A 12,032-nucleotide genomic window follows, 5' to 3' on the forward strand; every position below is an offset into this window, starting at 1 on the left:
GGTACGGTCGGGCGAACTTCGACCTTCTCCGGAAGCGGATCCTGCAACGGAACTGACGACGTCACAAGATCAGCGACAGAGCCCGATTACCTGTACCAGGCTCTGCACCGGTGGCCGTACGCCGACAGCCAGCGCGGGCAGATCAAACGTTACACACATGTGCGCGACGTGATTCCCCAGCTCGGCACGATCTGAACACCAAGATCGTTCGGCAAAATCCACGATCGTCCGGCGTGGGAGGTGCTCCCCTACCGCGAACACCACTTCGGGGAACATCTCGTTCAGCCGGGTGCCGTGCCGTGAGGACAGCTGTACCCCGCCGTCGCTGTCGGTCCGGGCCAGAGCCCTGTAGCCGTCATACTTCGGCTCGTAAAAGGCACCCCCCGCGCCGAGCCGACGGCTCGGGCAGGTAGTCGACGGCCAGTGCCAGCATGGGGCCGGCAGCGCGAAGCGTAGCCATGATGCTCCCCCTCGACTTCAACCGACACCGGGGGCGATGAGGGAGTTTACCCAGGTCAGAAGCGGCGCTCAGCCAAGACATAGCAAAGTGGCCCCGCCGAACACCGCAATTCGCCACCTCGCCGGCGCTCCGGCCCATCGGCCACGTCGGCGTGGAGGATGGGCTGGCGTTCGGTCCGGACGGCCGCACCCTGGCCAGCCCGCGCGCCGCTAGCGACCTCTGCCGCCATCGCGCGACGCTGCTGGAAACCGCGCGGGAACGCATCGGTCCCGGTTCCTCCCGCACCGTCCACGCCATGCTGGGCGCCTGGCAGGTCCGCGCACACGCCGCCGCGGGTGAGGCCCGCCAAGGCATGCGGGTCCTCACCTGCCTGAAGAGGCGGGGATTTCCGTGATGCTTACGCAGCAGTCCACGCCGTGTACGCAGCGCGAGCGATCGTTATCTTGGGTTCTCAAGCGATCATGCAGGTCAGCGGCCCGGTCAGCGTTGAGGCACGTTAGGCAAGTGGGCCGAGGGCGGTAAGTGTTGAGGTGGCGCGCGCCGAAACGCCTCAACACTTACGCTGTGCTGATGAGAGCCGTGGGCCGGGGAAGATCCAGCGTGCCGTTTACGAACTGCTGGAGTCTGCGCGGACAGTCGAGCCATGGCCGGTGTACATGTCGGCGATCGGGCTCGCGCCTCGCCTCGCCTCGCCCCGGAAGTTCAGATGAGTGACGGACTGGACGGACATATTCGTCCCCTTCATTGTTGCCCGGCTGTGGAACCACCGTCGCAGGGGTGGCGGCCAGGTTGTGGCCGCCACCGGAACAGGATGAGTACGGGTTACTCATGACGGCACGAGCGCGGGCGCCGACACTCGGCCCATGCTTATCCGCCGCGTGATCGTGCCGCTCGTCTTATTCGTCGTCGCCGCCCTGCTCGGCGCCCCCGCGGGGCACGCCGACGGCGCGGTGCATGGTGAGTGCGAGTTCCTCGGGACCTCGCCCCTGTCTCTCGCGGAGGGCGAGCGGCCCCGTGCCCGTATCACCTTCCTCAACGACAGTCAGGAGAGCGGCTGGTTCACCGCCACGGTGGAGGCCGGGTTCCACTACTGGCACGCCACGCCGTTCTACCGGCAGTTGTTATCCGCCGAGACGGGGCTGGTGCAGGGGGAGTTCGACCTGCCGCCGGCGTACGCGGAGGGCCTCGGTGACGCGAGCGGCCTGCGGATCGACATCACCTCGACGCTGTCGGGCGACACGACGATCGGCACCTGCTCCACCAACCTGAAGGTGCACACCGGCCGTGACACCGACCAGGATGGGCTGCTGGACGACTGGGAGATCAACGGCATCGACTACGACCAGGACGGCACGGTCGATCTCGCGCTGAACCAGCCCCCGTACAGCGCCGACCCGAACAAGAAGGACATCTTCGTCGAGCTGGACGCGATGTTCTGCCTGGCGTCGTACTGCCAGCGCTCCAGGGAGTTCGACCCGAACGCCATCAGCCAGGTGGTGACCGCCTTCGGGGCGCACGGCATCACCCTGCACGTCTATACCGGGGAGCGGGCCGGCGAGGCGGAGCGGATCACGTTCGACACCAAGAGCCCCGGTAGCTGGGACGACTTCGACGATGTCAAGTTCGGCGACCCCGCCATCGCCTGCGACGGGAACTTCGGCGACGTGCTCGACCGGATCTCACGCAACTGCGAGAACATCCTGGGCGCCAAGCGGCTGGCGTTCCGCTACGCCGTGTCGGTGCACGGGCTGACCGGCCTCGGCACCACGTCGGGCCAGGCCGAGGCGGGCGACGACACCCAGCAGCACGTCGACCTGGCCCACCTGGCCCGCGTCGCCCTGCCGGGCGGCAACGACTTCGTCATCTCGCTCGGCGCGTGGGACAACACGCGGATCACCGCCAACGGCGGCCAGACCGCGGCGGAGGCGGGCACGTTCATGCACGAGCTCGGCCACACGCTCGGGCTGCAGCACGGCGGCCTGGACAGCGTCAACTGCAAGCCGAACTACCTGAGCGTCATGAACTACTCCTACCAGTTCCCCACGGCGTCCACCGCGTCCCGCCCCCTGGACTACCAGCCCCAGGAGCGCGCCCCCATGAACGAGGACCAGGGTCTCGACGAGGTGGGCGACGCCCTGCCGGGAGCGGGTAGCGCGACGGTCGTGTACGGGACGGTGGTGGCCGGGAAACCCGGAGTCGCGCGGACCACGCCGGCCAACAAGCCGGTCGACTGGAATGGCGACGGCACCAGCGCAAGGAGCCAGTCCGGGGACGTCAACCACATCATCATGGCCCCGACACCACGTCCTGCCCCGTCTCCCCCAAGCAGACCCTCACCTCCTGGAACGACTGGGACCACCTGAACCTCAACTTCCGCGAGAGCCCCTGGTTCGAGGACGGCGCGCACACGGGCGTGCTCGGCCTGGGCAGCGCCGAGATCACCGCCGAGGCCGCCGCGAGTCTCAACCCGCCGATCGACCTCACCGCCGCCAAGACCGTGGACAGGCAGGACGCCTCCCCCGGCGACCGGCTCACCTACACCGTGGCCGTGGGCAACAAGGGACCCGCCACCGCCACGGCGGTGAAGATCGACGACACGATGCCCGGCGACGACGTCGTCCACCGCACGACGTCCGACGTGCCGGCGGGCGGCTCCGCGCGGGAGACGTTCACCTACGACATCCCCTGTGCGACCACGGACGGGACGGTCCTGACGAACAAGGCGGCCGTGTCGGGGACCAACGAGCGCGGATACGCCGAGACCGGCACCCTGTCCGACAACACCGCCGGGGTGTCCACCACGGTGCACCGGCCGGTGATCGGCGTGGCGGCCACCGCGCCCGCCACCGTCAACGCCGGCGAGGCCGCCGCCTACACCCTGACCTACCGCAACACCGGCGGGGCCGCGGCCTCCGGCGCCACGCTCACCGCCACGCTGCCCGCCGGCCTCTACTACAGCGCCGCGCTCGACCAGGGCGCCGGGCCCCGCCCCGGCTCCGTGAGCAGGAACACCGACGGCACCACCACGCTGCGCTGGGCCATCGGCACGCTGCCCGCCGGCACGGGGACCGGCACGATCGCCTACACCGCGCGGCCGAGCCTGCTGCTCCTGGACGCGGCGACGGTCACCGTGCCGGTCTCGCTGAGCGCCGACGGCTCCGGCCCGTGCCCCACCAGCCCCGCCGCCGCGACGGTGGAAACGCGGATCACGACCGTCTCCCCCAGCCGCGACCCCGGGCTGGTCACGTTCTGGGCGCTGCGGCCCGACCTGCGCACCGCCGAGGCGCTCGCCCGCGTCCAGGCCACCGATGACCGCTTCGACGGCGCCGACGGCTCGGCCGCGAACGGCGCGCTCTCCCTGCGGGAGTCCACCGCCGTCCTCACCCTGCCGCTGACGCAGCCGTGCACACTGCGGGCCGAACTGCTGGCCACCACGCTCAACCTGGCCGGCCGCCGGATCAACGCCGGCACCGCCGTGGACGGCCTCACCGCGCGGGCCCTGGGGGTGCGGACGGTGGGCGAGGCCGTCCGCCACGCCCAGGCCACCCTCGCGCAGCCGCCCACGCTGGACAACCTCGTCCGCTACACGAAGGCGACCCAGGTGCTCGCCGAGATCAACTCGGGTCTGGCGAGCTAGCCATGTGCTTCCGAGGTGGCCGCCCCGGTGGCCACCTCGGTGGCCGCCCCCGTGGCGGCTTCGATGGCGGCGGGGCGGAGCTGGGCCGCGCGGATCCGGGACACGTCCAGCTTGCTCGTACGGTCGAAGCGGTAGATCCCGTTCTGCTCCTGGAAGACGTCGGTGAGCTGCGTGTAGCAGTGGCCGAACATCAGGGGATCGTTCAGCAGGACCCCGACCAGCCCGGCGAACCGCTCTGGATGACCCGCCCGAGTCCGACGACGTTGAGCACGGTCTCGACCTGGCTGACGCCGGCGCACTCGGCTTACATGACCTACATGGCTGACAACCCCTGGATATCGTCAGGCATGTGCGGTTTACCCCTACCTGCCTAACATGCCTGACGCTCTCTCGGCACCCAAGATAATTTCCTTTTTCTTGGCCTCTTCTCCCAGGTCAGAGCAATATGATCTTGTCAGGCACGTAAGGCATGTCGACTGATCTTGAAGGCATGTTGCATGGAGGGCCTCGCCAGGTGTTTCGGCTGACCGCGCGGGGGCGGCGAGGGGTGATATTGGCGCTGCGGCCGACCAAGTCAGCTGCTGCGTCGACGGCATCGGTCGGGGGCATGCTCGGCGGTGATGCGGGCGAAGGCCTCCTCGCCCAGGCGGACGCAGCGGCCGAGGCTGCCCAGGTTCTGGTGGCGGGATTTAGGCTGCAGCTCCGGCGCGAGACGACCCGCTTGGGCAGATCCTGCAGGGCGTTGTGGCGGAGTTGGTACAGCATCCAGCCTTCCCCGTGCGGTCAAGCTGGTGGGCGCCCCTGCCCGTGGAGATGCGCGCGGGAGCCCGATTCTGTTCGCACGCCTGCAGAACCCGTGCCTGGCGGCAACGCCGCGCCACAGATGGCCCCATCGCCGCCTCGCGGTGACCCTCTCACGTGGCGGCTAACCGACCGGATCCAGGCTCGTGTCTCGAAAAGATCGCTCCGTATGCCCGGCTCCCCGACAAGCGAGGGCCGACGGCGATGAACCGGCCCGACGGCGAGCAGAAGCATGGCACGCATCCAACTGGGGTGCGGAAACGTGTGGCAGGTGTGCGTCCTTGGCGGCGCCCACCTCCTCCCGAAGCCCCATCACCCTGCCTCCGCGGCATCGCCAGCTCATCGCTTCATGTGCTCTGATGGACGCATGCCGTCTCGAGGCATGGTGCGGGCCGGTGCGGCGCTGGCGGTGCTCGGCGTCGTGCTGCTGGCCATTTACTTCACGACGGTCGGGCTTGAGAAAGCCGACAAGCTCGCGAGCGTCTTTGGTGTCTTCATCGGGTTGGCTGGTCTGGTGTTATCGGTCATTGGCCTGCTGGTCGACCGGGGCGGGCCGTCCACGGCATCAGATGGGCGCCCCTTGCAGCCTCGGGAGGTCATGGCCGGGCAGAACATTTATGTGCTCGGTCCGTTCTTCGGACTGCTGCTGGCGGTGGGTGTGCTCGCAGGTGTGTGGCTCATTCTGGACGGGCGCCTGCTCCGAAATCCAGCACAGGTGCTCCTGGGGGCGGCGCTGTACTGTGGGCTGCTCGCCGCGATACTCGTCGTCACGGGCCTGGGCCGGGAGCTGTGGCGGAGCGCGATCCCCCTCTGGAGAGCGCAGCTCGACGCCCTTGTCCATCGGTACGCGCGGCGCTACCGCGCATGCGTCGTTGACGCTCACGCGCGGGTCAAGATCGCGGATGCCGCGTCGTCGGCACAAGAAGAGGTCCAGGTCGACATCGGGGTCCGGCCGGCTCAAGCGGGGCGCGCAGACGCGGTATTCGTGGCACCCACCGATGAATTCCCCGTTGAGGAGGCTTCTACGGCTCTCCTGGCCCGGCTTGCCGTTCGCGGGCCGGTCCGGCTGCTGGTGACCGGAGCCCATGGCAGCGGCAAGAGCACCGCGCTCGCGCGAGTCGTCTTGGATCTGGAGGGTGGGCGGTCGCGGCGGCTGCCGCTGGTCCTGGAGGTGGACGAGGAGTGTGCTGCGCGGATCCGGGCGGGCAAGGCCGTCGGACTCGATGAAGTCCTGCACCGGTCGGCGCCCTCATCGACGTCTCCCCCGCCGGGCTGGTTCGATGTCAGGCTCCGTTCTGGCAAGGGTCTGCTGGTGGCCGACGGACTCGAACATTGCTGCGAAAGCGTGCGTCAGTGGTTCGGCGAGCAGGTGCGCCGCTATCCGCAGGTCTCCTGCCTCATCACCGAAGCCTCGGCAGAGCGGGCCGCGGATCTCCCTGGAGCGTTCACGTCCTTCCAGATGTCGGCCTTGACCGCGGCCCAAGTTGAGACCCTGGTGACCAACTGGGCCGAGGCGGTATCACCGGGGGCCTCGCCATTCTCCGCCGCGTTCATCGCGCAGTTGCGGCGGGAACCGGGCCTGTGGGCATGCGCAGGAAACCCGGGGGCACTGCACGAGATGTTCACCGCCGCCTGGAAGCACTGGCGTGAGCGCCGTCGGGAGATCGCACCGGGGCAAGTCTGGGACCGGCTTGCCGGACGTCTCCTCTCAGATCACCCGGATCCCGAAGGAGTCCTGGACACCCTGGCATCCGTCATGGCGACCTCGCTGCGGGAGCACCGCGACTCTCTGGACGTCCCGGCAGATCTCGGCGAGACACTGGCGCACTCGGGACTGGCCGAATGGCGATACGAGAACGGTGAAGCGTCGCTTGTCCTGGCCCATTCAGCGCTAGGCGACTATCTGGCGGCCCGTCATCTCCAGCGAACGGGTGTGAGCGAAGCCGACCTGCGCGACCTGGCAGCCGACCCGTGGTGGAGGCATCCCCTCCTGCTCTACGGCGAAGCCAACGCTGAGCGGGTCGAGCGGGTATGTGCCGATGAGGGCGATCCCCGGGCGCGCTCGCTGGGGCTGTCCCTCGCCCGGCGCAGGACCGGTGATCGGCACGTGTCGGTCGATCCGGCTGCCGAGTTGCTGACCCGGCTCGACACGGTCACCAGCATCGACGGCCGTCGTCAGGTGCTCGACCATGTGCTGACCTGCGCCGACTACGATCTGTTCGTCGCAGAGGCGCCTGACGCGTACCTGGATCACTGGGCTACCCGCCGCATGAGCGAGGAACACGCGGGACGGCCCGCCACCGGTGTCAGGTCCGGCGACCTGGCGCGACTGTGCTCCTGGCTTACCGGGTATGCAGGGGGACGCTTCCGCTACCGCCTGCCGCGCGATGAGGAGCTTCATCATCTAAGCGTTCCCGATGAGCTGCCGCTGATCTGGTACATGACCGACGGCCGGCCGGCTGTCCATGTCTCCCGCGAGCCGAGCACCGAACGACTGCTCCGCGCCCAGCTTGAACGCGATGTGTTCCAGGAACTGAGCCAATGCGTGGCCCAACGGGTCGACGCTGAGCTCTGGAGCGATTCGACCACGGCCGTCGGCGTTCCGGTTTGGCGGGTGGATCCCAGAGTCCGCCAGCGCCTGAATGTTGACCTGCCCGAACAGCCCTTGGCCGCGATCGCGATCGAACTGGCCCGTCCGTACCTCGAGGAAAGGGCTGATGCGGCGCGCGTTGACCGGCTGCTTGGCTCCGCAGCCGGACGGATCTGCGGGCTGGTCGTCGGCTTTCCTCCGAACATCGCCTTACGGGACGTCGGAACAGAGACAGCCGTCAAGATCGCCGAACTGTCGAGGGAACTGCGCTCCTCAAGGGAGGGACCGCGCATGACTCGACTACGTCGGCTGGCCTTGGTGGTGCTGGCGGCGACGCAGGCGGGCTTGGATCGGGAACGTCGTCTGGAGGGACGCGGAGGGGGCAGCGTCGCCCTTGACTGGCCAGCCGTCGTGGGCCTGCGGTGGTGCGCAAGGCTTACCGCGTTGGTGCTCGCCGTCGAGGCTGCCGCCCTGAGCGAAGCCGAGGCCGGGCAGGCTTCGTCAGGGGTTGACACGTCGCTGGAGGACCTGGCCGGTCTTTGCGGCTGGCTCTACGCCACGCTCGCACTCCTCGAGGCCCGCCATAACCCCGGTCCCGCTGACGCCGGCGCCGCTGTTCTGCTCATTCGAGAATCGGAGCCTGATCGAGGAGGAGCGCGATGACCCCGGACTTCGAGGACGTCGTCTGGCTGCTGCCCATGCGCGGCGACTACTTCGGATGTCATCTGCGGATCTGGCGGCTTGAGGGCCGGACCATCGTCGTCGCCGGCAACCTGATCGACGGTCCGTACCTTCCGCAAGGTTTCATCGAGCAGTGCGTCTCGGAGATCGCGAGAAAGTGGCTTCCTTCGGGTGAGGACTTCGAGTTCTACCAGTACCGGCTCAACGCCTTCGGACATGCCAGCGCGTCGCTTACCCGGGTCGACTTCGATATCGACGTCCAGGGGCGCGGTGACGCCGCTTTCCTTTCCCGGGCCGGCCGGCTGGCCGGCGGCCTTCCACCGGAGGTCGACCGTGCGGCCGCCGACGAGATCGTGTTCCACAATCCGACGTGGCGCAGGTTTCTGACCCCGGAGGAGTTCACGACGGAAACCGGCATCAGCCTGCCGGTCTTCCAGCCGAAGACCTATACCGCGGCCCTGGTGAAGCAACCCTCGGCCAAGGAGCGAGAGGACATCGAGACGGTCGATGACCCCTCTATGCTCGCCGTCTACCGCGAACATCTGAAAGTTCTCAAGGAGGCCGTCAAAGATTCGGAGACCGGTGCACTGGCCACGGCAGCTCAAGTGGTGGCCGACATGCTTCTCCTCGTCGACAGGGCCTACACCGGGGAAGCCGAATCCGGCCGTGACCACCTGCCCGGCCAGCCGATACGTGAGCTCCGATCACCTCTTCTGTCACCCGAGGAACGCGCGGTGGCCAAGTCTCTCGCAACCCGCGGGGACCATCGGGCCTACGAGGCTACGGCGTCCTATCACGCCATTGACGCGCTTGCCCGGGAACTGGAATCCGCCGATCCAGTAGCTGCGAAAATCGTGGAGGCGCTGAGGTTCGCCAACCGGGAAATAGCATCGTTTCTTCGGCTCGCCAGGCTCCTGCCGGAAGATTCGGGGCCAGAATTCGTCGTCAGCTGCGCCGTTCTCGCACGGGGGGCCGCGGATTTCGACTTCCTGGCCACCGTTGGCTGGCGGGGTACGGGTCTGAAGGCGGCCGCCGAGTTCTTCCCTGAAGGGTTCGTCCGCTTCATCAGGAGTCTCCATGAACAGGCCCGGCCGGTCGTGGCACACGGCCGAGACCCCTACGGACGGAGAGTTCTGCGGTGGACCACCGACAAGACGTTCTTCGTGGTCGAATGGCCACTCCGTCACGGCGAAAGTTCTTATCCCGATGAGGCGAACATCATCGCCGTCGACGATCCTCTCTTGGGCGGTGGCAGACCCGTATACGTCCGCCTTCCGGACGGTACCCATGATCTGCTCTGCCCATATTCACGCGTCACAGAAAATCCCCCGTTCACCTGGGGCTACGGCGGGTCCGGACCCGGTCAGCTGGAGGCTGCGATTGTCCGCGCCTGTCTTGAGAACGAGACGCCCGATCCCCTGGGGCGGTGGTGGCTCACACGCCTGACCTCAGAACACCCACCAGAACCCCGGCCGATCAACACTGAGCTTTTCCTCAACGTCGGAGAGGTGCGCCAACGACTGCTGAACGGCCGACCCCCCGCCTGATCGTCTTCGCGCTGGCCATCGAAGGCGGCGAACCGCACTACGGGGGCACATGGAATGGAGTCGACGTCCGCAAGCGGCTACGCGATCTGGCGGTGCGGCCCAACAGCCGGGCCAGCTGAACACGCGCCTGGGCGATTCGCCACCTCAGGGGGCTTTGTCAATCGACCGGGCCAGAGCTCCGGCTTGCCGAGTCGGTCAGTGGCGGACACGGTGCCGCGGTACTGCCAGCTCCACTGCGTACGGCTCGGCTCCGATCGTTCCGCTGGGCCTCTCTACTGGCTATGACCTGCGGAAGCCCTCCTACGATGCTGGTGAGCTCGTCGGCCCTCCGCTCGGGTCCGTGTCACCAGCCCCAAAGACATTAGTAGCTGTGAGTGATCAGAGCTACCGGACGGCTTGACATAAATGCCATTAGCGGGCAACGCGACCTGCGAAAAATGTCCCCGCCGTAATTATCGTGGCGGCGAGCGCCGGACTAATCCCCGAACGCCCGGACCGAAACCCGGAGTCGGGCGCCGCGGCCGTTACCCAATGTGACCTGCGGCAACGCTCTACTACGGCTGGCAGGGCCCTGTCATTGGCTCGCCAGGCATTGTCTCAACCGCCAGTGCTGCCCGAGCTACCTGGGTCACAGCCGATACCGTCCGCGCCGGGCATGGGGTACTGGCCGGCGTGATCCGCCGGACCGTGGTACGGCAGGTGGCGGCCCCGGCTCCCGGCCTGACGCCTGGGCACGGGAGCCTTGCGGAATAGCAGTGACCACGCCGAACGGACAGCGATCGCCGCAACCGTGAGCAGCATCAGGGCTGCTACCGCCATCGAGACAGTCATCGGCCCCCTCCTTACCCTCTATTGATCAGGTTAGCCAGCCGAAGGCCGTGCCAGCGGGGTTGGGCCACCGGCAAGAAGAAGGCTCCGCCATCCATCTCCGGCGACCGTCTTGCGCATGCTCCGCGAGCACGACGACGCCGCAGCACCGGCCGAGGGCTGATCAGCCGGTACCGACCGGTAGCTCCGATCACTCACAGCTACTTTGCGTCTGGTGACACGGACCCGAGCGGAGGTGCCAAGAAAGCCCGGAGTTCACGGGAACTGAAGGTTGCTCAGCATGAACCCGAGGGTCTTCCGGGGCGGTGGCCGTTTTCGACCCCCGGGTTCGTGTGAACCCCGTGTATCAGTCAGATGGTTTGCGTGCCCAGAACAAGGCATGCCCGCTGTTGCCTTCCGGGACGAACTCTTGGGAGGCGACTTCCAGACCGGCTTTCTGCAGCCAGGATCGGTAGGTGGTCGCGTCCGTATGGCTCCACCACATTGTCGTGGCGCCTCCGAGCCAGTTGTCTTCGGTGCCGGTCCAAGCCTCCCAGCCGGTGGTGATCAACAGCCAGCCCGAGGGGCGCAGCCAGGAGGTGATGCGCTCGATGAGGCGGGGCTGCTGCTCAAGGGGCATGTGGATGAGGGCATAGAGGCATATGACCGCGTCGAAGGAGGCGTGTGGCAGCTCGAGGGCCATGGCATCGGCCTGCACGAAGGTTCCGGTGGGAACGAGGCGACGCGCCCGCTGGATCTGAACGTCGCTGATGTCGACGCCCGTCACCTCATACCCGGCTGCGGTGAGTGAACGCGCAACGGGGATACCGCAGCCGCAGCCGAGATCGAGCACGGATCCTCGGGTGGATAGGCGGGATTGGAGATCCTTGAGCCAAGGGGTGTACTCACCCTCGTCGGCGTCGTCGCTGCGGTAGCGGTAAGACAGTGCGTTGTAACCGCGTCGGACCAGATCGATTTCCTCGCTCATGAGGGTCAGGTTATGGATTGCTGTGGTTTGTTGCCGAGCGGATTTCGCTCGGTGCATCGCGGTCAGGACCTTGTTCCGCAGCGGTTTGGAGGAGTTGTCTGGCCGCGTTGGCGTAGCGGATGGCGGTCTTATCGTCGATGCCGAACACGGCGGCCAGGTGCAGCGGGTCGGGACCGTGGGTCAAGGCTTCTTCGAGTTGCCGGTCGACGCGGAGTCGTTCCAGGGTGGCGGTCAGGCCCCGGACGGCATGGGTGACCCAGAGCCTGCCGACCGGTGCGGTATCCATCGCGGTCTGCTGGGTGAGCAGCAGGTGAGGGTTGGCGGTGCCTGGCCAGCGGCTGCGCCGATAGTCCAGCCAGGCCAGCAGCGCCCGCCGGGTGAGTTCGTCGAGCGGTGTCGGCGTACGGGTGAACGTGCGCCAGCGTGTACGGATGAGAATGCACCGTTCTTGATGCGGTGACACTCCGTTACTGCGAGGCTACTGTTCTCTGTTCGGAGTCGGTGGAGGGCGGCTGACGGTG

9 protein-coding genes are annotated in these 12,032 nt (G+C 67.5%); 6 read left to right on the forward strand and 3 right to left on the reverse strand.

From position 1 onward, the window contains the following. The 4 genes from LDL49_RS55430 to LDL49_RS55445 all read left to right on the forward strand — a co-directional run. Nucleotides 1-195: hypothetical protein (locus LDL49_RS55430; RefSeq protein ID WP_225303013.1), on the forward strand; the 195-nt coding region annotated here is incomplete at its 5' end. Nucleotides 196-611: 416 nt separating this feature from the next. Then, nucleotides 612-854 (forward strand): hypothetical protein, encoded by a 243-nt coding sequence (locus tag LDL49_RS55435; RefSeq protein ID WP_225303014.1) that lies wholly within the window; start codon nt 612-614, stop codon nt 852-854. A 469-nt stretch (nt 855-1,323) separates the two neighbouring features. Beyond that, nucleotides 1,324-2,823, forward strand: a complete 1,500-nt coding sequence (locus tag LDL49_RS55440) for a zinc metalloprotease (RefSeq protein ID WP_225303015.1) — start codon at nt 1,324-1,326, stop codon at nt 2,821-2,823. A gap of 50 nt (nt 2,824-2,873) precedes the next feature. Then, complete coding sequence (locus LDL49_RS55445; protein WP_225303016.1) at nt 2,874-4,097, forward strand: CLIPPER-2 domain-containing protein; 1,224 nt, start codon at nt 2,874-2,876, stop codon at nt 4,095-4,097. Here LDL49_RS55445 and LDL49_RS55450 read toward each other — a convergent pair. After that, entirely contained in the window at nt 4,094-4,288 is a 195-nt protein-coding gene (locus LDL49_RS55450) for a hypothetical protein (RefSeq protein WP_225303017.1), read from the reverse strand. The genes LDL49_RS55445 and LDL49_RS55450 overlap by 4 nt on opposite strands. Nucleotides 4,289-5,280: 992 nt before the next feature. Between LDL49_RS55450 and LDL49_RS55455 the strand changes: the two genes are divergently transcribed. Both LDL49_RS55455 and LDL49_RS55460 read left to right on the forward strand, forming a co-directional pair. Then, nucleotides 5,281-8,151, forward strand: coding sequence for an NACHT domain-containing protein (locus LDL49_RS55455; protein WP_225303018.1), 2,871 nt, complete (start codon nt 5,281-5,283; stop codon nt 8,149-8,151). Next, the gene (locus LDL49_RS55460) at nt 8,148-9,716 is read left to right on the forward strand and encodes a hypothetical protein (protein ID WP_225303019.1); all 1,569 of its coding nucleotides are present in this window, start codon (nt 8,148-8,150) and stop codon (nt 9,714-9,716) included. Before LDL49_RS55455 ends, LDL49_RS55460 begins: the two co-directional genes overlap by 4 nt. Nucleotides 9,717-10,890: 1,174 nt before the next feature. Here the strand turns inward: LDL49_RS55460 and LDL49_RS55465 are convergent. Beyond that, nucleotides 10,891-11,511, reverse strand: a complete 621-nt coding sequence (locus tag LDL49_RS55465) for a class I SAM-dependent methyltransferase (protein WP_225303020.1) — start codon at nt 11,509-11,511, stop codon at nt 10,891-10,893. 10 nt (nt 11,512-11,521) lie between these two features. Beyond that, nucleotides 11,522-11,974 carry a hypothetical protein gene (locus LDL49_RS55470; RefSeq protein WP_225303021.1) on the reverse strand — a complete coding sequence of 151 codons (453 nt, stop codon included), beginning with the start codon at nt 11,972-11,974 and terminating at the stop codon, nt 11,522-11,524. Between the last annotated feature and the right edge of the window lie 58 nt (nt 11,975-12,032).

It is taken from the genome of Nonomuraea aurantiaca, assembly GCF_020215705.1.
GTDB classification, from domain to species: Bacteria; Actinomycetota; Actinomycetes; order Streptosporangiales; family Streptosporangiaceae; genus Nonomuraea; species Nonomuraea aurantiaca.